A 24,859-nucleotide genomic window follows, 5' to 3' on the forward strand; every position below is an offset into this window, starting at 1 on the left:
GCGGAGGAACGCGCCACCCGTCCCGGAGAGCCGTCCTGTCACGCCCGTGCGGAGACGCGCGGAGAGCAGCGCACGACTGCCCCTGCCCGCGACCAACGGACGGCCGGGCCCGGTCTCCGGGTCTGAAGACCGACGTGGCGTCAGGCCGGCCGGCCCGGCTCCGGTGTCACTCCGGCGCGGTCCAGGTCGGGTTCGAGGTAGATGTGGCTGGCCATGGGGACGGCGGCGCGGACGCGCTTCTCCGCGGCGTCGATGGCCTTGGCCACCTCGCCGGCCGTGTCGTCATGGGTGACCGCGATCTTCGCGGCGACGAGCAGCTCCTCCGGGCCGACGTGCAGGGTGCGCAGGTGGATGACGCGGTCGACCTCCTCGACCGACTCCAGCTCCGCCACGATCTGTTTCTCGACGTCCGCGGCCGCCGCCTCGCCGATGAGCATGCTCTTGGTCTCGACGGCCAGCACGATCGCCACGAACGCCAGCAGCACGCCGATGGCCATCGAGCCGACGCCGTCCCAGACGCCGTTGCCGGTGACGACCGCGAGCGCCACGCAGACCAGCGCGATGACGAGGCCGAGCAGGGCCGCGAAGTCCTCCAGGATGACCACCGGCAGCTCGGGCGCCTTGGCCCGGCGGATGTAGGACACCCAGCTCTGCCGCCGGCCCCGCGTCCGGTTGGCCTCCTTGATCGCGGTACGGAACGAGAAGCCCTCGAGGAGGATCCCGAGGATCAGCACGCCGAACGCCCAGGCCGGGTCCTCGACGTCGTGCGGGTCGGTGACCTTGTGCCAGCCCTCGTACAGCGAGAACAGGGCGCCGACGGTGAACAGCACGACGGCGACGATGAACGCGTAGAAGTAGCGCTCGGCGCCGTAGCCGAACGGGTGCTCACGGTCCCCCGCCCGCTTGGCCCGCTTGCTGCCGAGCAGCAGCAGTCCCTGGTTGCCCGAGTCGGCGACCGAGTGCACCCCCTCGGCCATCATCGATGCCGATCCGGTGAACGCGAACGCCACGAACTTCGCAACCGCGATACCGAGGTTCGCCCCGAGTGCCGCAATGATCGCCTTGGTACCGCCTTCAGCACTCACGGTCGCTCCTGTCCGTCGCGCGGCCGGTGTTACTCACGTGATCCTCTCTTCGAGTGCCCGGTCGGCCGACGGGTCGATCCCGAGGGCCAGGGCCAGGTAGACGCTGACGTAGTCGATGTGCGCGATGAGCCCGGCGAGCCGCTCCAGCGGGTGGGTGCCCGGGGCGGTGAGCTCGACGACGGGTACGGCGCGGTCGCGGGCGAACTCGGCGGCGATCTCCCGCCGCCTGGTCACCTGCGGGTGCTCCTCCACGTCGTGGACGAGCACCAGGGACAGCCGCGTGGGCTCCGGGTCCTCGACCCGGTCGCGGAAGAAGTCCTCGTCGGCGCCGGCGCCGGACCCGGCGGCGAACGGGCCGTCGAACATCGCCGCCTGGTCGTGCCACGCCGCCGGCAGCTCGCCGTGGACGGCGGGGTAGCCGGCGTCGGCGGCGAGCCGGCTCGCGAACCGGCGGGCCGCGGTCCCGGTCAGCGGAGACGTGCCCCAGATGACCGGGATGGATCCGGCGATCTCCAGGGCGACCTGCTTGCCGGGATTGACGAACGCCTCACTGCTGGGGCGGCACTGGTGGCTCATGTCCTCCAGCACGACGGCGGCGCGTTCCAGCGTCTCGGGCGTGACGTCGGCCAGCCCGAGCTCCCGTGCGGCCAGGAGCAGGGGGACGGTCAGCCCCCACAGCATCGTCCGCTCCGGGCCGACCGGGCGCACCGGCACGAACGGCACGCGGGCCTGCACGGCGATTTCGGCCAGCGGTGATTCGCCGGGGCCGACGCACAGCAGGCGGCAGCCGCGGCGTACGGCCTCGACCGCCGCCGTCAGGGTCTCCTCGGTGTCCCCGGAGCCGGACACGGCGATGACGACATCGGGCGCGCCGACCCAGCCGGGCAGACGGTGGCCGCGCACGGTCGTGATGGGCACCGGGCAGCCCTGGCCGCAGACCGCCGCCAGCACCTCCCCGGCGAGACCGGAGCCGCTGGTGCCGACGACGACGAGGGCACGCGGACGGCCGCCCTGCGCGATCCGCTCGATGCCCGCCTCGGCGGTGTGCAGCCGGGCCTCGCGCACCTGCGCGGCGGCGGACGCGGCGGCCCGCAGCATGTCGCCTCGATCGGCGGCCGCCAGCGCCTCGGGATCGTCGAGGCGGCCGGGGTCGACCTCGACAGGACTCATGTCAGGCCGGGGTCCGTGCCTCGTCGACGAGGAGGACCGGGATGTCGTCACGCACCGGGTAGGCGTACTTGCACGTTCCGGTGCAGATGAGTTCGTCGGCCGCCTCGTCGGCCTTCAGCTCGCCCCGGCAGTTGGGGCAGGCGAGGATCTCCAGCAGCCAGTCGTCGATCTTCAACTGTCTTCCTTTCGGACGATGGCGAGCACTTCGTCGCGCACCGCGGACATGGTCTCGGGGTCGGCCGCCTCGGCGTTGAGGCGGAGCAGAGGTTCGGTGTTGGACGGGCGGAGGTTGAACCACCAGTCGGCGCGGCTGACCGTGAGGCCGTCGAGCTCGTCCACGGTCACGCCGGGGCGACCCGCGAACTCCCCGCGGACTCGCGCGGTGGCGGCCTCCTGGTCCGTCACCTCGGAGTTGATCTCACCCGAGGCGGTGTACGGACTGTACGTGGCGAGCAGCGCGGACAGCGGCCCGTCCTGCTCGCCGAGCGCGGCGAGGACGTGCAGCGCCGCGAGCATGCCGGAGTCGGCGTACCAGAAGTCGCGGAAGTAGTAGTGGGCGGAGTGCTCGCCGCCGAAGACGGCGCCGATCTCGGCCATCGTCTGCTTGATGAACGAGTGCCCGACCCGCGTGCGAACGGGCTCGCCGCCGTGCTCGCGGATGATCTCGGGCACGGCCCGTGAGGTGATCAGGTTGTGCACGATCCGCGAGCCGGGGTGCTTGGCCAGCTCCCGTACGGCCACCAGGGCGGTGATCGCCGAGGGGGTGACCGGCTCGCCGCGCTCGTCGACGACGAAGCAGCGGTCGGCGTCGCCGTCGAAGGCCAGCCCGATGTCGGCGCCGTGCTCGCGCACGGCCGCCTGGAGATCCCGGAGGTTCTCCGGCTCGATCGGGTTGGCCTCGTGGTTGGGGAACGTGCCGTCGAGCTCGAAGTAGAGCGGGACCAGGTCGATCGGCAGGCCGTCGAACACGCTCGGCACCGTGTGACCGCCCATGCCGTTGCCGGCGTCCACGACGACCTTGAGCGGTCGGATGCCCGACAGGTCGACGAGGGAGCGCAGGTGGGCCGCGTATCCCGGGAGGAGGTCGAGGCCGCGGACCGAGCCGGCCGGGCCGTCGTACGCCGGGACGCCCTCCGCCACCATCCGGCGGATCTCGCTGAGGCCGGTGTCGCGGCCGATCGGCCGGGCGCCCGCCCGGCACAGCTTGATCCCGTTGTACTTGGCCGGGTTGTGGCTGGCCGTGAACATCGCGCCGGGCAGGCCCAGGCTGCCGCTCGCGTAGTAGAGCAGGTCGGTCGAGCCGAGACCCGCCTCGGTCACGTCGGCGCCCTGGGCGGCGGCGCCCCGGGCGAACGCCGCGGACAGCGGGCCCGACGAGGTCCGCATGTCGTGGGCGGTCACGATCGCCGTGGCGCCGGTGACGCGGACGAAGGCGGCCCCCGCCGACTCGGCTATCGCCTCGTCGAACTCAGAGGGCACGACACCCCGGACGTCGTATGCCTTGAAGATCTTGGCCAGGTCGCCCACTGACGCTCCCCTGCTCACGGCCCGGTCATCGCATTGCGGTCCTGAGCCTACCGGGAGCGGATCAGGGCTTGCGGGGCGTGTCCGAGCGGAGCACTCGCAGATGGCCGCGGCGGCCGACCTCGACACCCTGTCCCACCGGCTCCTGCCTAGGCGTGGCGGGCTTGGCGGCCTCGCGGACGGCGTTGGCCAGCGCCTCGAGGTCGTCACTCGTCGGCTCGGACTCTTCGGCGGGCAGCCGGACGAGCTCCCAGCCGACGGGGGCGGTCAGGCGCTCGGCGTGCTCGGCGCAAAGGTCGTAGCAATGGGGCTCGACGTACGCTGCCAGCGGGCCCAGAACAGCGGTCGAGTCGGCGTAGACGTACGTGAGCGTGTAGACAGCAGACTGCTTGCACGCGGTGCGGGAGCAGATCCGGACGGGGCTCACGACGGGAACGTATCTCCTCCTGCCGTACCCGCGCCACTATCCTCACTTCGTGTCGCCGTATTTCCGACGCGCGACCGCATAACGGATCTTTGTGCGGGGGGCAGCCGGGCAAGGTCGGGACTATGCTCAAGGAGTGCGATCCCGGGTGACACGCTCCAGCACACGCCGCCGCGACCGCCGTGGCCGCGGGATGCGAGGGCCGCTCGCGCCGCCGGACGCGCCCATCTCCCGGACCCGGGCCGAACGCTTCGACGATCTCGTCCGCGATGAGGCGCGCCGTCTGGAGCAGCGGTGGAGCCGCGAGCTGACCGGCGTGGAGTTCGCCGTCGAGGAGGTGCCGCCCGTCGAGTCGTGGGCGGACCCCGCCGAGCCGGTTCCGCTGGGGCGCCTGCTGCCCGCCGCGGACGGACGGCCGGCGCGGATCGTGGTCTACCGGCGGCCGGTGGAGGCCCGGGGCGGCGACGACGAGCGCGACCGCGCCCGCCTGGTCCGCGACGTGGTCGTGGAAGAGGTCGCGGATCTGCTCGGGCTGGCCCCGGAGTCGGTCGACCCGACGTACGACTCGCGCGACGAATAGAGCGCGGCCCCCAGCGACGGTGGTGCCCCCGGGGGCCCACCGGACCGTGTCGAACCGTCCGGCCGACCCCCGGGTGAACGATCACCTCGGGCATCCGCACCGCGCTGGTGCGGGCCTCAGCCCGCCTCGCGCTTCAGCTTCCGGCGTTCGCGTTCGGACAGACCGCCCCAGATGCCGAACCGCTCATCATGACCCAGCGCGTATTCCAAGCATTCCGCCCGTACCTCGCAAGCACGGCACACTTTCTTGGCTTCACGGGTCGAGCCACCCTTTTCCGGAAAGAACGCTTCCGGGTCTGTTTGCGCGCACAGAGCGCGCTCCTGCCAGCCCAACTCTTCGCCGTCATCTGTGCCGTGCGTCAGCGGGATGAGCACTTCGCTCACAGACGCACCTCCTCGCCCCGTGGAGTCCCCCCTGGTCACCTTCCCCGACTGAGTCCCCCGGGAAGGCAGAACTACACCCATGAAATTACACGCGTGTATGACCAGCGTCGTCAAGCCGAATGGGCAGGGAACGGTGAGGTGCGGCTAAAAAAGCCGCGCTGACCTGCGGAGACAGCAGTCACTACGCGGATTCACGCAGTTATGCGTTTCTGCCGCCGCAGCCTACTCCGGCGGCCGGTACGGGTCGGCCCGATCCGACCGATCCGACTCATCGGATCCCGACGAGGACTCGCTGGGCGCCGACTGGTCCGTGCCACCGCCGTAGGCGCGGGTCCACTCCCCCTCGCCCTGCCCGGTCGGCGGCTGATCCGTACCCCCGAAGGCGCGAGTCCATTCCCCCTCGTTCTCTTCGGTGGACGACTGCCCCGCTTGTCCCGTCGGCCCCTGCTGTCCCTCCTGTCCCTGCTGTCCCGATTGGGCGGGCAGGGCAGGCTGCTGGGCCGGCTGAGCGGGCTGCGGAGCCGACTGGGCCGGCTGGGCGGGCTGGCCTGGCTGGGCCGTCGGCTGCTGGTAGTAGGCCGGCTGGCCGTACGCCTGCTGCGGATACTGCGGCTGCTGGCCGTACGGCTGCTGCTGGGGCTGCGGCTGCCCGTAGGGCTGCTGCGGCTGGCCGTACGGCTGCTGCGGCTGGCCGTACGGCTGCTGGACCTGGCCGTAGGCGGGCTGCTGCCCGTACGGTGGCGCGGGCTGGCCGTAGCCCTGCTGCGGGTACTGCGGCTGGGCCGGCGCGAGCGACTGGAAGACCGAGAAGACGTAGTACGCCCCGACCGCGAGCACGGCGAGCTTCGCGATGCCGTACAGGAACATCGCGAACTTCTCGCCCGCCGGGACGTCCAACACGATGCCCCCAACGCTGCTGCCCGCCGCGAGGCCGGCGAGGATGGAGATCACATCGAGCAGCGCGATCACGCCGAGCAGGATCACCCCGCCCAGGGCGACGTTTCGGGCCTGCGCGGTCGGAGCGCCGCCGATCCGGGTCACCAGCAGCACGGCGACGACGACGAGCGCGACGAGGGCGACGCCCGAGAAGAAACTGTCGCTATTGGTGAAGACGAAGGCGCGGTAGGTGAACGTCGTGCCCCTACCGCCCGTGAAGAGGCTGATCAGTCCGCTGACGACCTGCAGGAACACCGAGCCGAGGAGGACCCAGGCGCCGGGCTCTCGTAGCCGCTGCGCGGCGTCGTTGTTCACGCGTTACTCCCTGTGAGTGATCCGTTCCACGCAAGCTTCGCACATTGCCCCACAACCCGTGGCGTCCGCCGGAACCCCGAGGTGCCAGACTGTCCGCATGCGCATCGTGGCACTCGCGGGCGGAATCGGGGGAGCCCGATTCCTGCGCGGACTGCGGCAGGCCGCCCCAGAGGCGGATATCACCGTCATCGGCAATACCGGCGACGACATTTCACTGTTCGGGCTACGGGTGTGTCCCGATCTGGACACCGTGATGTACACCCTGGGCGGCGGCATCAACGAAGAGCAGGGATGGGGCCGCACGGACGAGCGTTTCACGATCCGCGAGGAGCTGGCCGCGTACGAGGTCGGCCCGTCCTGGTTCACCCTCGGCGACCGTGACTTCGCGACGCACATCGTGCGCACGCAGATGCTCGACGCCGGATACCCGCTGTCCGCGGTGACCGAGGCGCTCTGCGACCGCTGGAAGCCCGGTGTGCGCCTGCTGCCCATGAGCGACGACCGCGTGGAGACGCACGTCGTCATCGAGGACACCCAAGGCCGGCGGGCCATCCACTTCCAGGAGTGGTGGGTGCGGCTGCACGCGGAGGTCCCCGCCCGGTCCATCGTGGCGGTCGGCGCGGAGGACGCCAAGCCCGCGCCCGGCGTGCTCGAGGCACTGGACGCCGCCGACGTCGTGATCCTGCCGCCGTCCAACCCGGTGGTGAGCGTGGGCACGATCCTGGCCGTGCCGGGCATCCGCCCGGCGGTCGCCGCCAAGACCGTCGTGGGCGTCTCCCCGATCATCGGCGGCGCGCCCGTCCGCGGCATGGCCGACGCGTGCCTGACCGCGATCGGCGTGGAGACCTCGGCCGGTGCGGTGGCGGCGCACTACGGGCCGGATCTGCTGGACGGCTGGCTGGTCGACACGGCCGACGCCGCCCTCGACGGCGACCTCGACGGCATCGCCGTCCGCTCCCGCCCGCTGCTGATGACGGACGTCGACGCCGCCGCCGCCATCGCCCGCGCCGCCCTCGACCTCGCCGCGGAGCTGGGCTCGTGAGCCGCGAGAGCAGTGAGGGGCCGAGGGCCGCTCACGACGAGAAGAGCGAGCGATGAGCGCGCGGTACGAGGTGTTCGGCGTCGACGGCCTGCCGGAAGTGCGGGAGGGCGACGACGTCGCCGCACTGATCGCCGGAGCGGAGCTGCGGGACGGCGACGTGGTCGTCGTCACCTCGAAGATCGTCAGCAAGGCGGAGGGACGCCTCCTGGTCGCCGACGACCGGGAGAAGGCGATCGACGAGGAGACCGTACGCGTGGTAGCCCGCCGGGGCGCCACCCGGATCGTGCAGACGCGTCAGGGCCTGGTGCTGGCCGCGGCCGGCGTGGACGCCTCCAACACCGAACCGGGCACGGTCCTCCTCCTGCCCGAGGACCCTGACGCCTCCGCGCGCCGGATCCGCGCGCGCCTCCACGAACTGACCGGCGTCCGCGTCGGTGTGATCGTCTCGGACACGCTCGGCCGGCCGTGGCGGCTCGGCCTCACCGACGCCGCGATCGGTGTGGCAGGCCTCCCGCCCCTCGACGACCTGCGGGGCCGCGTCGATGCATACGGCAACCGCCTCGACGCCACGGTCACCTCGATCGCCGACGAGATCGCCTCGGCCGCCGAACTCGTGAAGGGCAAGCTGGCCGGTGTCCCGGTCGCGGTCGTCCGCGGCCTGGGCGACCTGGTGACCGAGGAGGAGGGGCCCGGGGCACAGGCGCTCGTCCGCTCCCCCGACGAGGACATGTTCCGGTACGGCTCCGCCGACGTCCTGGCGGCCCGCCGCACCGTACGGGAGTTCGGGCCGGAGCCGGTCGACCCGGCCGCGGTCCAGCGCGCCGTGGCCGCCGCGATCACCGCCCCCGCCCCGCACCACACGACCCCCTGGCGATTCGTGCTCGTCGAGGAGGGCAAGGACCGGCTGCTCGACGCCATGCGCGACGCCTGGACCGCCGACCTGCGCGGCGACGGGTTCAGCGAGGAGTCGATCGCCCGACGGCTGAAACGCGGCGACGTGCTGCGCCGCGCCCCGTACCTCGTCGTGCCCTGCCTCGTGACCGACGGCGCGCACGACTACCCGGACGCGCGCCGCTCCCGCGCGGAACGCGAGATGTTCCTCGTCGCCATGGGCGCGGGCGTGGAGAACCTCCTCGTCGCGCTGGCCGTCGAGGGCCTGGGCTCCTGCTGGGTGTCGAGCACGCTGTTCTGCGCGGACGTGGTGCGCGAGGCGCTCGACCTCCCGCCGAGCTGGGACCCGATGGGCGCGGTCGGCGTCGGCCACGCCGCCGCTCCCCCGCGCGACCGCCCGCCCCGCGACCCGGCCGACTTCATCCTGCGCCGCTGAGCCGTCGATAGGGCCGATATGCGTCGCCCGAGATGGGCCGGGCGACGCTGATTCGTGGTCATGGGCTTCGCCTGATCGTGTCGGTCGTGAGACGCGGCGAGTTGGGTTTTGCCGGCGCATTCGGGCCAGGCCGAATCAGGTCGACGTCCCACGTCGGGCGCACGAAGGTGGAACGCGCAAGGTCAATCGCACCCATCAAGTACACGGCTTGTGGTGCGGAGCGTCGACACCGAACGAGGTATGTCCGTGAAAAAGACCAGCGTCGCGATGTGCGGAATCGTCGCATCGCTCACAACGGCGATCCTCCTACCACAGGGACCTGCAGGGGCCGCGACTCTCCAGCCGGGCAAGACCGCGGCGTTCCCGCGATCGACAGCGCGTGATCCGCAGGCGCGAAAAGCGTCCGGGGCCGTCCTGGAGCTGTACTACAGCAAGAAATGGCGGTGTCTCGAGGTCCCCGGATACTCGAAGAAACGCGGAGCCGGCCTGGACGCCTGGGGTTGCCACGCCCGCCAACGCAATGAGCAATGGGCGCTGAAGACGATCGGCGCCAGCGGCTATGTCATGATCCAGAACGTCAACAGCGGTCTGTGCATGAACGTACCCCAGCACTCGAAGCGTCAGGGAACCCGGATCGTTCAGTGGCCGTGCAATAAGAAGGACCGCAACTCCCAGTGGTCCTGGGCACCTTTCACCGGGGGCAGGTGGTACAAGAATAAGGACAGCGGGCTTTGCCTGAGCGTCGCGGGAGCGAGCACGAAGAACGGAGCCTGGCTGGTGCAGTGGGGCTGCTCGAGGAAGTACCTCAACGAACGGATCTATTACGGCGGCTAGGCCGAGTCAGGTCGCGTTCAACAGGTCGATGCCGAGGCTGGTGGCGCTGTGCCGCACGGCATGGCGTCCCCGGGCCGTCTCGATGAGCCCGGCCCTGCGCAGGACCGTGGCGTGTTCGCTCGCGCTGGCCGGCGCGACGCCGGCGAGGCGAGCGAGTTCCTTCGTTGAGCAGCCGGGATGCTCGGCGATGAGGGTGAGTACGGCGGCGCGGGTCTGGCCCAGGAGGGTCGACACCGCGCCTTCCGTGTCCGCCGGCTTCCGGGTGAAGACGGTCAGGCGGCGCAGGGGGTCGTCGAGGGCCGCCGGATAGCTGACGATGGGCTGTGGTCGGGCCGTGTCGTCGACGAGTGAACGGGCGCAGAACACCGAGGGGACCAGCAGGACGCCTTGGCCCTCGAGCACCACATCGTGCTCGCGGCCGTTCGGCATCCGGATTTCCAGCACCGGTGGGTTCCAGCGCATCCATCGCGGATTAACCTGGGTGAGCAGACGCTCGACGCCGCCTTTGAGCCACTGGTCGACCCGTACGGCCCGATCCGCCAGAAGCAGATTCTCGACTTGATCCCAGTAAGGGCGTAGCAGGCGGTCGTGCAGGCCGGTGAGCCCGATCTCCAGCTGCTTCAAGAGGGTGACATCACCGGACAGATGATGGGTCCATGAGGGCATCTCCCGTTGCCCCGCGACGTCCTCGAGATCAGCATCGATCATTCTGGACGGCGTCGCACTCACGGCTTGCAGCGCTTCCTCTGGCCTGCCGGTGCACGGCTGAGAAAGGAAGGACGGCGAACCGCCGACCGGCGGAACGAGTTCCATCACCATCCGCATTGGAAAGGTCAACGGCGCACTTACAGTTCGCCGCCAGGAGTCCAGCCGGGCAGGCTGGGTGCGATCCTGGATTGCCCGTATCGCAAGGGACAACTCGACCAACGGCAGGGGTCTATCGGCGATCCGGGTTCGCGCCAGGTCCTGCGAGGTGAAGTGAATCCGGTAGACCATATCCGTCTCTCCGACCGCCTGACGACGCGTCTCAAAGGAAGATCGCGATGAAGGGCATCCTGCGACAGTCGGATCTTCCACGTGCCGGCATTCGCGTACATCGTGGCAAACCCTGATTCTGGATGCGGGAGCGGGCAAGGCGGCGAAACGCTGGGACTACTCGCCCTTGAGAGCGACGGTGATCACTCGGACGGGGGAGGCCGCCGCGGGAAGACCGAAGCCACCTTGAGGGCATGATCGATGATCCGGGGATGACGTCGTCGTGGCCACGCCGCGCGGCACTGTTCTGGACCGTGGCCTACGGCGGGTTCGGCCTCGTGTGCGCGCTGACCGATACGCCCGTCTACGCCGGCGGCGACCATCGGGCTCCGGCGGCACTCGACTGGTCCGTCGTGGCGATCGCCGCACTGGCGGCGATCGCCGTACGGTCGAGGCGGCACGCGCTGCTCTGGGCGGCGTGCGCCCTGTCGGCGGTCTCCGCGTTCGGCCTGCTGATGAACGTGATCACGCTGGTCTTCGAGCAGAAGGTCGACGACCCGGTGGCCGCCGCGAACGAGGCGCTCGCGGCGCTCGGCGTCGCCCTCCTCGCCACCACGGCCCGCTCCGGACGCGCGCTGGGCCCGCCGGCGCCGTCCCCGGCGCCCCGGTCCGCGCGGTGGGCCGCTTACGCGGGAGCCCTGGCGTTCGTCCCGTACGCGGCGATGAAGACGACGTGGGCGGTGGGCGGCACCTTCGCGGGGACGAGCGGCGCGGAGATGCGCGCGATCGCCGAGCGCAACGGCGCCTCCGGGCTTTGGCTCACGCTGGAGTCATGGGGCATCGACGCCACGGCGCTGCTCGCCGCGCTCGGCATATTCCTGATCTTCGGGCTGGTGCGCCCCTGGGGCCAGGTGTTCCCCCGCTGGACCCTCGTCCTGCACGGCAGGCGGGTGCCGCGCTGGCTACCGCTCACGCCGGCCGTTCTCGGCGCCGCCACACTCGCGCCGTACGGCGTGGCCGGAATCGGTTACGCCGCCCTCGCCACGGCCGGGGCGGTGACCATACCCCGGGGCGACTTCCACACCTCGACGGACGCCCTGCTCGTGAGCTGGATCGGTCTGAGCGCTTTCGGCGCCTACGGCATCGCCCTGATCGTCGCCGCCCGCTCCTACTGGCTCCGCACCCGCCCGACCCGCCAGCCCTGATCGTCCTCGGCTCCCTGATCGGAATCCGGGACGTCCTTGATCGCCCGCTCGCCAACCCTCGACCTGTGATCGCCGCCGATCTCCGTTGAAGGAGCCTGCGGCCCTCGGCGACAACGGCTGTTGGGTCACACCGGATGCGGGATGAGGACGTGGATCGTCTTGCTGTCGTCGCCGTAGGTGGTCCAGCGTTGCCCGGCGATGGCGTCGACGATGCCGAGACCCCGGCCGTTCTCTCGTAACGCCGACGCCTCAGCTGCATGAGCGACCGAGATCGGCCGGGGATCCGGGTCGGTGACGTACAGGTGCACGCCCTGATCGGTCGAGAGGACGCCGATCTGGACCGGCCGGTCGTAGTGCGACCAGGAGCGGAGACGGCTCGCGGCGCGCAGCGCGTTCGTGACGAGTTCGGAGACGACCAGGACGATCGAGTGGGCGTGATCGGCATCCGTGACGTGGTCGGCGATGACGTCCCGGGCGAATCGCCGTGCGATCGCGACGGACGCGTCGTGGACCCTCAGCGATATCCACGACGGAGCGGATCCATCGGTCAAGATGGGGTGTCCGGCACCAGTGGCAGGGACCGGGGGATCAAGTGGCACAGGGAATCACTCCCCGTCGGAGGTGGGCGTTTGGCGCAGCCCTATTTGCTTCAACAAATAGCCGCTCACTCATCGTGCCGATGCGATGACCATCCGTCAATAAGCTTCAACAAATTCGAGGAAGGATGTCGACGTGGCGCCAGCCCCGTACCGCGACATCGAGCGCGATCTCGAGAGACGCATCGACGCGGGCGAATGGGCCGCCGGCGAGGCGCTCCCGCGCATGGAGGATCTCGCCCGGGACTACGGCGTGTCCCGCAACTCCATCGCACGGGCCGTCAAGAGCCTCGCCGACAAGGGCAAGGTGTGGTCGGTCCCCCGGCGCGGCACGATCGTCCGTCCGGCCATGCGTCGCCGCGTCCTTCGCGGCAACCTCGTCAAGCGGAACACCAGGCACGTCACGGCGGACGGCGAACCCACGGTCGGTGGCTACAGCTTTCCCGCTGCCGGTGGCGGCGAGTTGTGGATCCACCATGTGACGCCGACCGTGACCGAGGAGCCGATCACCGACCCGCGGCTCGCCGACTTCCTGAAGGTCCCCGTCGGCTCACTGATCCTGCGGCGGCGCCGGGTGACCGGGCCGCCCGGGGAACCGCCGTTCCAGCGCTCGGACACGTGGATCCACCCGCGCGGTGTAGTCGACGCCCCGGATGTCGCGGAACCGCTCGGCTCCGGCCCGGGTGCGTGGATCGACCGGCTCGAGGAGACGGGCCACGGACCGATCGAGTGGGTGGAATTCCACCGGGCCCGCCTCCCGGACGCGGAAGAGGCCGCCCAGCTGGAGATCCCGAAGGGTCTTCCCGTGCAGGAGATCGTCCGTGTCGGTTACAGCGCGAAGGACGAGAAGGCGATCGAGGTCACCCAGGTAGTGATCCCCTCTGATCGCGTCGAGGAGGTCGTCCACATCAAGAGGGACGCATCGGCGGCCTGGCCGCACCGCGAAGCCGGGCCCGACGGCCCGCCACTGGCACGGTGAGCGGGATCGCCGAGAGTTCCGGACCTTCTGCCCGGAGCCTTCGCGATCAGCGGGTGCGGATTCACCTGAGCGGTCACGCGGAGCGGGGCACGAGGTCGGCCTCTCGGTCGCCGAACAGCCATGGGCGGGACCCCGTATCGGCGTCGGCCGGATAGCCCAGATCGAACTCCAGCGCCGAGTCCAGGCGACGTACGGCGTCCGGGGGCAGGGTGACGTCGAGCGCGCCCAGGTTGTCGCTGAGCTGCTCGGCGTTGCGCGCCCCGATGATCGGGTGAACCGCGGAAGACCGCGTGCGAGTCCAGGCGACCGCGACCTGCGACGCGGTCGCGCCCAGTTCCTCGGCGATCTCCTGTACGGCGCGGGCGGCCTGATGGTCCCGCGGAGCGAGAGACGCGGGGTCGACCCGCGTGCTGGCCGGAGTGGTGCCGGAGCCGGTGAACTTGCCCGACAGGACACCGCCGGCGAGTGCCCCGTAGGTGGCGACGGTCATGCGATGGGCCTCGGCCATGGGCAGCAGTTCCCGCTCGATGTCCCGCTTGAGGATGCTGTAGGGCACCTGCACACCGGCGAACGAGGTCCAGCCGCGCAACTCGGACAGGGCGTTCGCCCGGGCGACGAGCCACGCGGGGAGGTTCGACGCGCCGACGTACAGGACCTTCCCCGCGCGGACGGCGTCGTCCAGCGCTCGCATGGTCTCCTCGATCGGTGTGTGCGGGTCCCAGGTGTGCACCCACAGCAGGTCGATGTAGTCGGTGCGCAGCCGTCGCAGGCTCGCCTCGAGGGACAGAGTGAGGTTCTTGCGATGACCGCCGCCGGCGTTCGGGTCCGTGGCGTCCCTGGTCAGGGCGTACTTGGTGGCCAGTACGAATCGATCGCGGCGATCCCGGAGGAGCCGGCCGAGGACCTCCTCGCTGTCGCCGTAGGCGGAGGCGGTGTCGATGACGTTTCCGCCCGCCGCGGCGTACAGGTCGATCATTTTGCGGGCCTCATCCGGCCCGGCGAAGGTCATCGCGCCCAGGAACAGTTCCGAGACGCGCAGCCCGGTCGGGCCGAGCAGCCGAAGACGCATCACGCCACATCCCTCACCGACAGTACGAACGGGTTCATGACGTCAGTCTGTTCGGGCCGCGTGATGCGGAGAAGGCCGCGCTGAGGCTGGCCTTGAGAGGGCCACGATCGGCGCGGAGGCGCGGCCGTACACTCCGGACGTGGGTGAAAACGCGTTGGGGGCGTTCCTCCGTAGCCGCCGGGAGGCGGTGTCCCCGGGCCAGGTCGGGCTCCCCACGGGTCCGCGTCGCCGCACGCCCGGACTACGGCGGGCCGAACTGGCCACCATCGCCGGGGTCAGCGTGGACTATTTGACGCGCCTCGAGCAGGGACGTGACCGGCACCCCTCATCCGCGGTCCTCGCCGCCCTCGCCGATGCGCTGCGGCTGTCGGCGGACGAGCGGATCCGGCTTCGCGATCTCGCCAAGGCGGCCTCCGGCGTCGGCGCGTTGTGCCCGGGAGTGCTGCCGCCCGAACGGCAGGTGCGGCCGGCCATGCGGACGCTGATCGATCGGATGGACCTCACTCCGGCCGCACTGGTGAACCGGCTCGGCGAGACGATCGCCTACACGTCCGCCTATGAGCGCCTCGCCGGGCCCATCGGTCTCCTCGACGGCCGGCCGTCGAGCCGGGTCCGGTTCGTGTTCACCGACGAGCGGGCCCGGACTGCGTACCCCGACTGGGACCGCGTCGCGGACGAGGAGGTCGCCAGGCTGAAGGCCGGGTCCTCTCTCGATGACCCGCACCTGAGCCACCTCGTCGACGAGCTGAGCATCGTGGCCGGCACCGCATTCGCCGACCGGTGGCACGCGCCACCGGACCTGCCTCACCGCACGGGGGCCGTACGCCTGATCCACCCCGAGGTGGGCGAGGTGCGCCTGGCGTACGAGACCCTCGACGCCGAGGGCCAGCAACTGGTCGCCTACCTCCCCGCCGACGAGGCCGCTTCGGCCGCCTTGGATCGCCTGAACGGACGCCACCCGGGTTCCTTGCGGGCCGTCAGAGGTTAGTCGTGGGCGGCGGCGCTGCGGGTCGTGCGCCGAAAGCGGCCTCCGACGGTTGATCGGAGGCCGCTTCGGCTCGACGGGCGGGAGGTCAGGCTCGGCTGGTGAACGGGTTGAAGGCGTGGCTGAACTGCCAGGGCTGCTGGGCGACGCCCGAGCACGTGTTGCTGCCGCCGGTGCCCACGCATCCACCGTTGTCGCGCTGCATGGCCCAGAAGGACAGTTCGGCGATGCCCTGCTCGGCGGCCCAGTGCTCGACCTGGACGGCGTCGTCGGTGGTGAAGGTCTCCGCCGGGCCGAAGTCGTCGATGCCCACCATCTCGGTGACCCCGACCTGCGACCAGAGCTGCCGGAGGCTCGCGTTCGGGTGGATGGCCTTGAGCTGGCCGACGAGGCCGGTGGCGGCCTTGACGGTGTCCTTCGCCATCTCGTGCGGCTGGTTGTCGTAGTAGTCGAAGGTCATGATGTTGACCACGGCGATCTTCGCGTGGTTCTGCTCGGCGTTCCGCAGCAGCGCGACGCCGGGGGCGCTGAGGCCCGTGGTGAAGGTCGGCAGGGTGTAGACGAACTGCGCGGTCCGGCCGTGCCGGCGCGCCCAGTCCTGGACCAGGGTGATCGCCTTGTTACGGCGGTCGATCGCGGCGGTGTTGTTGAGGGAGTCGGCCTCGACGTCGAAGTCGAGCCGGGTCACGCCGTAGGTCGTGATGACCTTCTCGTAGGCGGCGGCGATGGCCTTGACGTCGGTGCAGCTGTCGGCGATCTCGGTGTTGGTGGTGTCGGCGCCGTAGCCGCCGAAGGAGGGGATCACGTCGCCGCCCGCGCGGCGGATCGCGGTGATGTCATCTCCGTAGACCGACCAGGACACCGGGGCATTGGCGTCACCGTTCCAGGTGAGCGTGCAGGAGCCCGGGGCCGCGGTCTGCAGGAAGGCCAGCGTGAGGTACTTGGCGCCGGACTGCTCGGCCAGCGTGGCGGGGCTGTCGGGTAGATAGGTCTCGACGTACGGAGCGAAGACATGGCGTGGAACGGCGCGCTCGTGCGCCGAGGCGGTGCCCGTCAGACCGAGAGCAGCCACACAGGCAGCAGCGGTGACGGTCGCGACCCTATGTGACCAGGACATAGGCGTTCTCCTCAGAAATGAATAGGAAGGTTTCCTATTCGTTCTGGGAACGTAGAATCGCGGCTCACGGTTGTCAAGACCCGCCGAGTCAGCAGCCTGCCGAGGGTGGTCATGGCCATGGCCACGACCACCCTCGGCAGGTCACGTGATTGGACCGCTCAGTTGCCCTTGCAGATCTTGTAGTCCTTGCCGACCCAGGTCGTCCCGTCAAGCTTGTACGCGGTGTGCACGTACTGCCCGCAAGGGAAGGCGTAGGCGGCGGCTCCGGCCTCGTACAGCCTGCGTGACGCGGCGACCTTGACCTTGATGGGCTTCTGCGCCTTGAACCAGTTGCCACTCGCGGTGCGCTTGTACTCGAGCCAGATGGTGATGGTCTTGCCCTTGCACAGTTTCGGATCGGCGACCCACACCTGCGCCTTGACGTCGCGCCACTTCTTGCTGGTCTTCTTGATGGAGATCCGGGCGCTGACCTTCTGCCAGCACGCCGCACCCTGGATACGAGGGGAGGCGTGATCGGCGGACGCCGCGTGCGCCGGTACTCCGGATGCCAGCACGCCGACGACGCCGAGCGCCCCGGCGACGATGAGTCTGCGCATGGTTCGTTCTCGCTTTCGATGGAGGGCTTGATCCTCGACCGGCGAAGCACCGCTCCGGCCGAGAAAACGATCTTGGTCGGGCCGGAACCTCGACAGACCGGGCGGAGGCCGCCGGTCGGCTCCGCGGTGAAGTGTGGATGAATCCTCGGTCGCGGTTCAGGCGCGCATCGCGGCGGTGATCTGGGCCTGGGTGGGGCTCGGGAGGATCTTGGGGAGGGTCTCGCGGAGGCCGAGCCGGGTCGCGTCGCGGGCGTCGAGGCGGCCGTCCGCCGTGCGGAAGCCGTACCGCTGGAGGGTGTCGACGGCCGGCCGCGCCTGGAGCGCCCAGCGGAACGCGTCGACGGCCTGGGCGCGCAGCGGGTCGGCGGTCACCGCGACGAGCGGATGGTCGAGGAGGAGCGTGCCCTCCTCGGGCACGAGGACGGTGGCCGGATTGGGCCGGTGGGTGTCGTTGTAGGCGACGACCGACTGTTCCGTCGCGGCCACGAGGGGGCGGCGGAGGCCGGGCAGTCCGGCGAAGGCCGCGTAGAGCCGGATGGGATCGGGATCCCGCTGGACGGTGACGCGGCCGATCGTGGCGCGGGTGGCGAGCGCGACGGCGGCGCCTGCGGCGTTGCGGGCCGGGTCGAGGGTGCGGACCGACGCGCGCAGGGGGGCGTTCTTCAGCAGGCGCCAGCTGGCGGCGGCCTTCTCGTCGCGCAACTCGCCGGCGACGGCGCGTGGGACGGCGATCACTACGGGTGTCGCGGCGACGGGCGTGCCGGCCGCGAGCGTCCGCGCACCGGCGGCCTCGGCGGGGTTCAGCCACATCGACGAATCGGGCACCCAGGCGTCCGTGTCGAGCGACTCGCCGTTCTTCAGCGACCGTACGACCGCCGCCGGGTCGCGCATGTCGATCGTGATCCGCGCGCACCTTCCGCCGATCTCGTGGGGCTGCACGTTGAATCGGGCGGCGATGTCGCCGAGCGCGGGGGTGATATCCGGTGCCGCGACCACGCTGATCTGCAGAGTCTTTCCCTGACACGCCTGCGACCGGTCGCGCAGGAGGTAGGCCCCGGCGGACAGACCGACGACGAGGAGCACCGCGCCGGCGATCAGCAGACGGACCCGGGGATCCCTCCTGGTCACGGCCATGATCCGGAGGATAGTACGCCCGGTGAAAAGTGCCGCTAAATGCCCGTTTGAGGCGTTTACCTTTCTTTAACTATCGGTGTGGATTTACGAGCGGTTTTCGCGTTCGCCAGTACCCACTTACTTTGAGTGACGATACGTGTCCGATTAAGTCGGATTTGTGAAATAGATGCGTTACTCCCCGCAATGTGTGTCATGATCACCGACCGCAAGCCCCCGACCAGCGCGGCCCCGAGCCGCGCCAGGAGAGGACCCGCTCATGACAACCAGACGACAACTCGTCAACGGGCTGAGCGTCGCGGCCGTATCCCTCGGCATCGCGGCGGCCAGCGGTTGCTCGTCGTCGCACGTGCAGTCAACGTCGTCCAGCAAGAAGGTCACCGTCCACAACTTCGTGGCGGGCGACAATCTCAACGGACGCGCGGGCAAGTCGCTCAACGCGAAGACCGTCAAGGTCGACCAGTACAAGAAGGGGCAGAATGTCCCCATCGTCTGCCAGGACCCGGGCGAGTACGCCTACGGCTCCAACATCTGGGACAAGACCTCCGCCGGCACCTGGGTGACCGACGTCTACGTCAAGACCGGCCACACCGGGTTCGTCCCGGGCGTGCCGCGGTGCACCACCGGCTCGACGGGCACCGGCGGCGGGAGCACGAGCGGCAGCGGCAGCGGCGCCGGCTCCAGCAACTGCTACAGCAGCGCCGCCGTGCACGGCCGGAACAGCGGTTCCGCCGGCTCCCGCGTCGGCTCGACGAGCGCCCGCATCAACCGGGTGATCGCGCTTGCCACGGCGGAGACCAAGAAGGTCCGCAGCTACTCGTGGGGCGCCGGCGGCAAGGGTGGCGCGTCCTGCGGCATCGCGTCGCCGAGCCCGGGCGGCTACAACGACTACCGGCGCTACGGCTTCGACTGCTCCGGCCTGACGCTGTACGCCTTCTACAAGGGCGCGGGCATCGACATCGGCGCCGACACCTCCCAGCAGTACAGCCGGGGCCCGAAGAAGAGCTGGTCGTCGCTGCGCAAGGGCGACCTGATCTTCTGGGGTAGCGGTGACAACATCTACTCCACGACCCACGTGGCGCTCTACATCGGCAACAACAAGATCATCGAGGCCGCGCCGCCACGCGGCTCGCACAGCGTGCACGTCACGACCCTGTACGGGTCGGGACGCCACACCGCCCACGTCGTCCGCTTCATCGGCTAAGTGACGACGCGGCGGACAGGGTGCCGGACCACCCTGTCCGCCCTCCAGCCCCTCACCATTCGAAGAATCCGGGGCTCAACGGCACCCACTTATCCGGGTGAATATCTGGGCCATTGGTCCTAGGAGAGGTCGACGAAGCAGGACTTTGGGATCTAGTCCGGCTCCGACCGCGTTCAGTAGCTTTTTCGGGTCATCCCGCTTGTACGCGCGTACCACTTACTGCGCCCGAAGCCAGGCGGTTGAGGCGAGTAGATAGGAATTCCCAATGAAGAAGCTTCTGGCGGTAGGCGCGGCAGCCGCCGCCCTCACGGTCGCCGGCCTCGGAGTCTCCACCTCCGCGTCCGCCGCTCCGGCCTCCTCCCCCTCCGACGTGACCATCGCGTCCTGCTTGTACAAGGTCAAGGCCAAGGAGGCCGTCAAGATCCGCGCGTCCAAGAAGAAGAACGCCACCGCGCTCGGCGTCCTTCCCAAGGGCAAGACGGTCTGCTCCGATAAGTGGGAGACCGGCGGCAAGTACAGCTACCACGACGGCTGCAACAACAAGCATGACTGGAAGAACGCCTGGGACCGCGTCGCGTACAAGCCCAAGGGCCACAAGACGATCAAGGGCTGGGTGCCCAGCACCTGCCTGAAGGTCCTCCCCAAGTAGCCTGACGAGCACCTGAGACATGCGTGCAGCGCCCCGGGGCCGACCCGCCCCGGGGCGCTGTCATGTCCGTTCGTCCGTCAGCGCCCGGGAGAACACGTGAGCGGACGCCCGCTCAGTCCGGCGATCAGCTGATGAGCGGCAGGAACCGCCCGACGCCGTCCGTCGCCAGCGCCGCCGCACGACGCTCCTCCGGCACCGCGCCGTACAGCGTCGTCCGTTGCCGCGCCGGACGCCCCGCCCGCGCGGCCAGCTCCTCCAGCGACGACATCGTCTTGAACGAGCCGTTCTCCGACCCGGCCATCCGGCTGATTGTCTCCTCCATGAGCGTGCCGCCGAGGTCGTTGACGCCGCCCTGGAGGACCTGGGCGCACAGCTCGTCCTCGAGTTTCACCCACGAGCACTGGATGTTGGGGATCGCCCCGTGCAGGAGGACGCGGGCGAGGGCGTGCACCGCGCGGTTCTCCCGCGCCGTCGGCCCGGTCCGCGCCAGGCCGGCGAGGTAGATCGGAGCGTTCTGGTGCACGAACGGCAGCAGGACGAACTCGGTGAAGCCGCCGGTGCGTTCCTGGATCGAGCGGATCAGCTTCAGGTGCGCGACCCAGTGGGCAGGCGTGTCGACGTGGCCGTACATCATCGTCGAGGTGGTCGGCAGGCCGATCTCGTGGGCGGTCGTGACCACCTCGGTCCACGCCGACGTCGGCAGCTTCCCCTTGGTGAGCACCCAGCGCACGTCGTCGTCGAGGATCTCGGCGGCCGTTCCGGGCAGCGAGTCGACGCCCGCCTCCTTGGCCTCGAGCAGGAAGTCCCGGATGGACAGGTCCGTACGGGCGGCGCCGTTGACGACCTCCATCGGGCTGAAGGCGTGCATGTGGATCTCCGGCGCCCGCTTCTTCACCTCGCGTGCGAGGTCGAAGTACGCGGTGCCCGGCAGGTCCGGGTGGATGCCGCCCTGCATGCACACCTCGGTCGCCCCGGCCGCCCAGGCCTCGTCGACCCGCTGCCCGACCTGCTCGATGGACAGCGTGTACGCGTCGGCGTCCGTACGGCGCTGGGCGAACGCGCAGAAGCGGCAGCCGGTGTAGCAGACGTTGGTGAAGTTGATGTTGCGGGTGACGACGTAGGTGACGTCGTCGCCGACGGCGTCGCGGCGCAGGTCGTCGGCGAGCCGCGCCAGGGCGTCCAGCTCGGGGCCGTCGGCGTGCAGCAGCGCGAGGGCGTCCTGGTCGGACAGCCCGGCCGGGTCGCGCTCGGCGTTCCGCAGGGCCGCCGTGACGTCGGCGTCGAACCGCTCCGCGGGCCGGATCCGCGTGCCGACCTCGGACCAGTCCCCGTACACCTCGTCGAAGTCGTCCCGCCGGTCCTTAGTCCGGCCCTCGGAGTCGATCGCCACGTGGAGGTCGGTCCGCCCGGCCTCGCCCCAGCTGCCGTCCGGCTCCTGCCAGGGCCGGCCCACCGGCGCGGCGTCCTCGCGGGCCAGCCCGTCGGGGCCGGCGAGCGCGGCCACGTGGGCGGCGAGGCGGGGGTCGAGCCAGGACTCGCCTCGCCGGACGTACTCCGGGTAGATCGTCAGGCGCTCCCGCAGCGTGAAGCCGCTGTCGGCGGTGCGGGCGGCCAGCTCGTCGATCTGCGGCCACGGGCGCTCGGGGTTGACGTGGTCGGGCGTCAGCGGGGAGACGCCGCCCCAGTCGTCGATGCCCGCCCGCAGCATCAGGGCGTACTCGGAGTCGACGAGATTCGGCGGGGCCTGCACGCGTGCCTTCGGCCCGAGGACGATGCGCGTGACGGCGATCGTCGCGGCCAGTTCCTCCAGCTCGGCGTCGGGCATCGAGCGCATCTTGGTGTCCGGCTTGGCGCGGAAGTTCTGGACGATGATCTCCTGGATCCCGCCGTACTCGCGCGCGACCTTGCGGATCGCGAAGATCGACTCAGCGCGGTCCCGTACGGTCTCGCCGATGCCGATCAGGACACCCGTCGTGAACGGCACGTTCGATCGGCCGGCGTCCTCCAGCACCCGGAGCCGTACGGCCGGGTCCTTGTCGGGCGAGCCGAAGTGCGCGCCGCCCTTCTCCTCGAAGATCCGTCGGGACGTCGTCTCCAGCATCATTCCCATGGACGGCGCGACCGGCCGCAGCCGCTGCAGGTCCCGCCAGCTCATGACACCAGGGTTGAGGTGGGGCAGCAGCCCGGTCTCCTCCAGCACGCGGATCGCCATCGCGCGCACGTACGAGAGCGTGTCGTCGTAGCCGTGCGCGTGCAGCCACTCGCCCGCCTGCTTCCAGCGGTCCTCCGGCCGGTCGCCGAGGGTGAACAGCGCCTCCTTGCAGCCCAGTTCGGCGCCCTGGCGGGCGATCTCCAGGACCTGGTCGGGGCTGAGGTACGGCGCGTCGAGGCGGCCGGGCACGGTCGCGAACGTGCAGTAGCCGCACCGGTCGCGGCACAGGCGGGTCAGCGGAATGAACACCTTGCGGCTGTAGGTGATCACCCCGGGCCGGCCGGCGGCCTCCAGCCCCGCGTCGCGGATCCGCGCGGCGTACGACAGAAGCGTCTCCAGGTCCTCGCCGCGCGCGTGCAGCAGCACCTCGGCCTCGGAGGCGTCGAGCGATTTGCCGTCGCGCGCCCGAGCGAGCGCACGACGGAGGGCGGTGGGCGATGGCGCCGGAGCGGCGGGATCACTCATGTTGGCAACATACGCCCGGTTCATCCCCGTTATTCCCATCGCCCCCCCGGACGTCAGAAGCGGCGGTAGTCGCGGACCGGCATTCGCGGGCCCCGCCGTGGCGGGGCGGCGCCGGACAGCTCCAGCATGCGGGTCACGCGGTAGCGGTGCCCGGCGTACGGGGCGAGGAGCTCGAGCATGCCCGCGTCGTCGACCTTCCGGCCGGTCAGCGCCCAGCCCACGATGCCGGGAATGTGGTAGTCGCCGACCGAGACCGCGTCGGCGTCGCCGAGGGCCCGCTGCCGCGCCTCCGCCGAGGTCCACACCCCGATGCCGCGCAGCGAGCGGAGCCGCCGGTCGACCTCTTCGGTGTCGTCGCCCTCCAGGCGGCTCGCCACCCGCGCGGCGCCGATGATCGTACGAGCCCGGACCGCCTCGATGCCCGACTTGTGCCACTCCCAGGACGGGATCATCACCCAGGTCCGGGGCGGCGGCGGCACCCGTAGGTCCAGCGGGCCGGGCGCGGGCTCGCCGAACTCGCGCACGAGGTAGCGCCAGGCCCGCCAGGCCTCCTTGCCCACGACCTTCTGCTCCAGGACGGCCGGGACCAGGGCCTCGAAGACGTTGCGGGTCCGGCCGATGCGAAAGTGCCGCAGCCGGATGGCCGCCTGGCGCAGGATCTCGTGCTCCGGGCGGAACGACGACGGGTCGTCGGCCGCGCCGAGCAGCTCCGGCACGCCGTCCAGCAGCCAGGACGCCCCCGGCCCCCACGCCTCGGCCTCGATCTGGGCACCGCACGCCAGCAGCCGCAGCGTGCCCGGGCCGTCCGGGGTCGTCGACGCCCGCCAGACCGCCCCGTCCGGGGTGATCGCGAACGCCGGGTCGCCGGTGCCCCGGCGGTGCGGCGACAGCGTCAGCCCCACGTCGACCGGCCACGGCGGCCGCCACGTCCGGGTACGGGCCTCCTGAGCGAGCAAATCGCGTCCGCTCAGCCGTCGGCGGAGAACCGCACGGCCGTCTCCGGAAGCTGTACGCCGGGCCACAGGCGCAGCCCGTCGCGCAGTTCGTTGCCCGAACCGACCATCGCGCCGTCGCCGATCACGGCGTCCTCCACGACCGCGCCCGCGCAGATCCGCGCACCCCGGCCCAGCACCGACCGCGACACCCGCGCCCCGCGCTCTACGACGGCCCCGTCGAACAGCACGCTCGACTCCACCGTCGCGCCCGACTCGACCACGGCTCCGGCGCCGACGGTCGTGCCACCGGAGACGGCCGCCTCCGGGGCGACCGACGAGCCGTTGAGGAACAGCACGCCCCCGCCCGAGTGCACGGCCGGCGACTCCATCCGGCCGAGCACCAGGTCACACGAGCCCTGCACGAAGGTCGCCGGCGTACCGACGTCGAGCCAGTACGCTCCCTCGACGTACCCCATGATCGTCTCACCCGCGGCGAGCAGCTGAGGGAACGTCTCGTACTCCACCGACACCACGCGGCCGGTGGGGATCGCGTCGATCGCCGAGCGGCGGAAGACGTAGCAGCCGGCGTTCACCTGGTTGGTCGGCGGCTTCGGGGACTTCTCCACGAACGCGATGACCTTGCCCTCGGAGGTCGTCGGCACCGCGCCGTACCGCCGCGCGTCGTCGACCAGGGTGAGGTGCATCGTGACGGCCGCGTCGGACTTCTCGTGCATCGCCACCTGGGACACCAGGTCGTGGCCGGACAGGATGTCGCCGTTGAGCACGACGACCGGGCTGTCGGCGTCGCAGGTCAGCTTCGACGCGGCGTTGCGGATCGCGCCGGCCGTGCCCAGCGGCTCGTCCTCGGTCACATAGACCAGCTCCAGGCCGAACCGCGACCCGTCGCCGAACGCCTCGGTGAACATCGCGGCGCGGTACGACGTGGCGAACACGATCCGGCGGATGCCCGCGGCGCTCGCCTTGCGCAGCTGATGCTCCAGCAGCGGCACCCCTGCCGTCGGCAGCAGCGGCTTCGGCGTCGAGATCGTGAGCGGCCGCAGCCGCGTACCCTTACCCCCGACCAGCAGAATCGCTTCCAGGGTGCCCCTCCCTCATCGGTC

Annotated in this window: 24 protein-coding genes and 1 pseudogene; 9 read left to right on the forward strand and 16 right to left on the reverse strand. The window is 70.6% G+C overall.

The annotated features are described in order from the left end of the window. Positions 1-140 precede the first annotated feature (140 nt). The 5 genes from ACQP2O_RS46495 to ACQP2O_RS46515 all read right to left on the reverse strand — a co-directional run bounded on the left by ACQP2O_RS46495 (position 141) and on the right by ACQP2O_RS46515 (position 4,206). Entirely contained in the window at positions 141-1,085 is a 945-nt protein-coding gene (locus tag ACQP2O_RS46495) for a cation diffusion facilitator family transporter (protein WP_433175976.1), read from the reverse strand. A 33-nt stretch (positions 1,086-1,118) separates the two neighbouring features. Beyond that, positions 1,119-2,255, reverse strand: a complete 1,137-nt coding sequence (locus ACQP2O_RS46500) for an SIS domain-containing protein (protein ID WP_433175978.1) — start codon at positions 2,253-2,255, stop codon at positions 1,119-1,121. 1 nt (position 2,256) lies between these two features. Continuing rightward, positions 2,257-2,430 carry a Trm112 family protein gene (locus ACQP2O_RS46505; protein WP_360897273.1) on the reverse strand — a complete coding sequence of 58 codons (174 nt, stop codon included), beginning with the start codon at positions 2,428-2,430 and terminating at the stop codon, positions 2,257-2,259. Then, complete coding sequence (locus ACQP2O_RS46510; RefSeq protein ID WP_433175980.1) at positions 2,427-3,782, reverse strand: phosphomannomutase/phosphoglucomutase; 1,356 nt, start codon at positions 3,780-3,782, stop codon at positions 2,427-2,429. Before ACQP2O_RS46510 ends, ACQP2O_RS46505 begins: the two co-directional genes overlap by 4 nt. A gap of 61 nt (positions 3,783-3,843) precedes the next feature. After that, on the reverse strand, positions 3,844-4,206 hold the full coding sequence (locus tag ACQP2O_RS46515; RefSeq protein WP_252841103.1) for a DUF3499 domain-containing protein: 363 nt from the start codon (positions 4,204-4,206) through the stop codon (positions 3,844-3,846). Positions 4,207-4,396: 190 nt separating this feature from the next. Between ACQP2O_RS46515 and ACQP2O_RS46520 the strand changes: the two genes are divergently transcribed. Beyond that, complete coding sequence (locus ACQP2O_RS46520; protein ID WP_433191382.1) at positions 4,397-4,783, forward strand: metallopeptidase family protein; 387 nt, start codon at positions 4,397-4,399, stop codon at positions 4,781-4,783. Positions 4,784-4,899: 116 nt separating this feature from the next. On the opposite strand, the gene ACQP2O_RS46525 is transcribed toward ACQP2O_RS46520, so the two are convergent. Then, a complete protein-coding gene (locus ACQP2O_RS46525; RefSeq protein WP_433175983.1) occupies positions 4,900-5,166 on the reverse strand; it encodes a WhiB family transcriptional regulator in 267 nt (88 codons plus the stop codon). Positions 5,167-5,388: 222 nt separating this feature from the next. Then, positions 5,389-6,417, reverse strand: coding sequence for a hypothetical protein (locus tag ACQP2O_RS46530; RefSeq protein ID WP_433175985.1), 1,029 nt, complete (start codon positions 6,415-6,417; stop codon positions 5,389-5,391). A 97-nt stretch (positions 6,418-6,514) separates the two neighbouring features. Between ACQP2O_RS46530 and cofD the strand changes: the two genes are divergently transcribed. The 3 genes and pseudogenes from cofD to ACQP2O_RS46545 all read left to right on the forward strand — a co-directional run bounded on the left by cofD (position 6,515) and on the right by ACQP2O_RS46545 (position 9,620). Further along, complete coding sequence (gene cofD, locus ACQP2O_RS46535; protein WP_433175987.1) at positions 6,515-7,459, forward strand: 2-phospho-L-lactate transferase; 945 nt, start codon at positions 6,515-6,517, stop codon at positions 7,457-7,459. Between the two features lie 49 nt (positions 7,460-7,508). Beyond that, positions 7,509-8,786, forward strand: a pseudogene (locus ACQP2O_RS46540) (coenzyme F420-0:L-glutamate ligase); the annotation flags it as partial. A 246-nt stretch (positions 8,787-9,032) separates the two neighbouring features. Next, complete coding sequence (locus ACQP2O_RS46545; protein WP_433175988.1) at positions 9,033-9,620, forward strand: RICIN domain-containing protein; 588 nt, start codon at positions 9,033-9,035, stop codon at positions 9,618-9,620. A gap of 6 nt (positions 9,621-9,626) precedes the next feature. Here the strand turns inward: ACQP2O_RS46545 and ACQP2O_RS46550 are convergent, their stop codons facing one another. Then, complete coding sequence (locus tag ACQP2O_RS46550; RefSeq protein WP_433175990.1) at positions 9,627-10,616, reverse strand: winged helix-turn-helix domain-containing protein; 990 nt, start codon at positions 10,614-10,616, stop codon at positions 9,627-9,629. A gap of 233 nt (positions 10,617-10,849) precedes the next feature. Between ACQP2O_RS46550 and ACQP2O_RS46555 the strand changes: the two genes are divergently transcribed. Beyond that, a complete protein-coding gene (locus tag ACQP2O_RS46555) occupies positions 10,850-11,800 on the forward strand; it encodes a hypothetical protein (protein WP_433175992.1) in 951 nt (316 codons plus the stop codon). A gap of 125 nt (positions 11,801-11,925) precedes the next feature. On the opposite strand, the gene ACQP2O_RS46560 is transcribed toward ACQP2O_RS46555, so the two are convergent. Further along, positions 11,926-12,351, reverse strand: coding sequence for an ATP-binding protein (locus ACQP2O_RS46560; RefSeq protein WP_433175993.1), 426 nt, complete (start codon positions 12,349-12,351; stop codon positions 11,926-11,928). A gap of 181 nt (positions 12,352-12,532) precedes the next feature. On the opposite strand from ACQP2O_RS46560, the gene ACQP2O_RS46565 reads away from it, so the two are divergent. After that, the gene (locus ACQP2O_RS46565; protein ID WP_433175995.1) at positions 12,533-13,375 is read left to right on the forward strand and encodes a GntR family transcriptional regulator; all 843 of its coding nucleotides are present in this window, start codon (positions 12,533-12,535) and stop codon (positions 13,373-13,375) included. A gap of 73 nt (positions 13,376-13,448) precedes the next feature. Here the strand turns inward: ACQP2O_RS46565 and ACQP2O_RS46570 are convergent, their stop codons facing one another. Further along, positions 13,449-14,444, reverse strand: a complete 996-nt coding sequence (locus ACQP2O_RS46570; RefSeq protein WP_433191384.1) for an aldo/keto reductase — start codon at positions 14,442-14,444, stop codon at positions 13,449-13,451. Positions 14,445-14,583: 139 nt separating this feature from the next. On the opposite strand from ACQP2O_RS46570, the gene ACQP2O_RS46575 reads away from it, so the two are divergent. Continuing rightward, on the forward strand, positions 14,584-15,432 hold the full coding sequence (locus tag ACQP2O_RS46575; RefSeq protein WP_433175996.1) for a helix-turn-helix transcriptional regulator: 849 nt from the start codon (positions 14,584-14,586) through the stop codon (positions 15,430-15,432). An 85-nt stretch (positions 15,433-15,517) separates the two neighbouring features. Here the strand turns inward: ACQP2O_RS46575 and ACQP2O_RS46580 are convergent, their stop codons facing one another. The 3 genes from ACQP2O_RS46580 to ACQP2O_RS46590 form a co-directional block, all read right to left on the reverse strand. Further along, positions 15,518-16,546, reverse strand: a complete 1,029-nt coding sequence (locus tag ACQP2O_RS46580) for a chitinase (protein ID WP_433175998.1) — start codon at positions 16,544-16,546, stop codon at positions 15,518-15,520. A 158-nt stretch (positions 16,547-16,704) separates the two neighbouring features. Beyond that, positions 16,705-17,142 (reverse strand): hypothetical protein, encoded by a 438-nt coding sequence (locus ACQP2O_RS46585; RefSeq protein ID WP_433175999.1) that lies wholly within the window; start codon positions 17,140-17,142, stop codon positions 16,705-16,707. A gap of 156 nt (positions 17,143-17,298) precedes the next feature. Further along, positions 17,299-18,276: a substrate-binding domain-containing protein gene (locus ACQP2O_RS46590; RefSeq protein ID WP_433176001.1), complete on the reverse strand. Its 978-nt coding sequence runs from the start codon at positions 18,274-18,276 to the stop codon at positions 17,299-17,301. Positions 18,277-18,532: 256 nt separating this feature from the next. On the opposite strand from ACQP2O_RS46590, the gene ACQP2O_RS46595 reads away from it, so the two are divergent. Further along, positions 18,533-19,477 (forward strand): C40 family peptidase, encoded by a 945-nt coding sequence (locus tag ACQP2O_RS46595; protein WP_433176003.1) that lies wholly within the window; start codon positions 18,533-18,535, stop codon positions 19,475-19,477. Between the two features lie 265 nt (positions 19,478-19,742). Beyond that, entirely contained in the window at positions 19,743-20,126 is a 384-nt protein-coding gene (locus ACQP2O_RS46600; RefSeq protein WP_433176005.1) for a hypothetical protein, read from the forward strand. Positions 20,127-20,250: 124 nt separating this feature from the next. On the opposite strand, the gene ACQP2O_RS46605 is transcribed toward ACQP2O_RS46600, so the two are convergent. The 3 genes from ACQP2O_RS46605 to ACQP2O_RS46615 are packed head-to-tail and all read right to left on the reverse strand — an operon-like array spanning position 20,251 to position 24,838. Continuing rightward, positions 20,251-22,803, reverse strand: coding sequence for a bifunctional FO biosynthesis protein CofGH (locus ACQP2O_RS46605; protein WP_433176007.1), 2,553 nt, complete (start codon positions 22,801-22,803; stop codon positions 20,251-20,253). 53 nt (positions 22,804-22,856) lie between these two features. Continuing rightward, entirely contained in the window at positions 22,857-23,759 is a 903-nt protein-coding gene (locus ACQP2O_RS46610) for a DNA-3-methyladenine glycosylase family protein (RefSeq protein ID WP_433176009.1), read from the reverse strand. 11 nt (positions 23,760-23,770) lie between these two features. Further along, complete coding sequence (locus ACQP2O_RS46615) at positions 23,771-24,838, reverse strand: sugar phosphate nucleotidyltransferase (protein ID WP_433191387.1); 1,068 nt, start codon at positions 24,836-24,838, stop codon at positions 23,771-23,773. Positions 24,839-24,859 lie beyond the last annotated feature (21 nt).

It is taken from the genome of Actinoallomurus sp. CA-150999, assembly GCF_050942425.1.
Lineage (GTDB): Bacteria > Actinomycetota > Actinomycetes > Streptosporangiales > Streptosporangiaceae > Actinoallomurus.

Coding starts and splice junctions, on each gene's coding strand:
- ACQP2O_RS46570 (WP_433191384.1), bottom strand. CDS start 14,444: ATGCGTCTTCGGCTGCTCGGCCCGACCGGGCTGCGCGTCTCGGAACTG.
- ACQP2O_RS46590 (WP_433176001.1), bottom strand. CDS start 18,276: ATGGCCGTGACCAGGAGGGATCCCCGGGTCCGTCTGCTGATCGCCGGC.
- ACQP2O_RS46500 (WP_433175978.1), bottom strand. CDS start 2,255: ATGAGTCCTGTCGAGGTCGACCCCGGCCGCCTCGACGATCCCGAGGCG.
- ACQP2O_RS46580 (WP_433175998.1), bottom strand. CDS start 16,546: ATGTCCTGGTCACATAGGGTCGCGACCGTCACCGCTGCTGCCTGTGTG.
- ACQP2O_RS46595 (WP_433176003.1), top strand. CDS start 18,533: ATGACAACCAGACGACAACTCGTCAACGGGCTGAGCGTCGCGGCCGTA.
- ACQP2O_RS46585 (WP_433175999.1), bottom strand. CDS start 17,142: ATGCGCAGACTCATCGTCGCCGGGGCGCTCGGCGTCGTCGGCGTGCTG.
- ACQP2O_RS46550 (WP_433175990.1), bottom strand. CDS start 10,616: ATGGTCTACCGGATTCACTTCACCTCGCAGGACCTGGCGCGAACCCGG.
- ACQP2O_RS46605 (WP_433176007.1), bottom strand. CDS start 22,803: ATGAGTGATCCCGCCGCTCCGGCGCCATCGCCCACCGCCCTCCGTCGT.
- ACQP2O_RS46555 (WP_433175992.1), top strand. CDS start 10,850: ATGATCGATGATCCGGGGATGACGTCGTCGTGGCCACGCCGCGCGGCA.
- ACQP2O_RS46520 (WP_433191382.1), top strand. CDS start 4,397: ATGCGAGGGCCGCTCGCGCCGCCGGACGCGCCCATCTCCCGGACCCGG.
- ACQP2O_RS46600 (WP_433176005.1), top strand. CDS start 19,743: ATGAAGAAGCTTCTGGCGGTAGGCGCGGCAGCCGCCGCCCTCACGGTC.
- cofD (WP_433175987.1), top strand. CDS start 6,515: ATGCGCATCGTGGCACTCGCGGGCGGAATCGGGGGAGCCCGATTCCTG.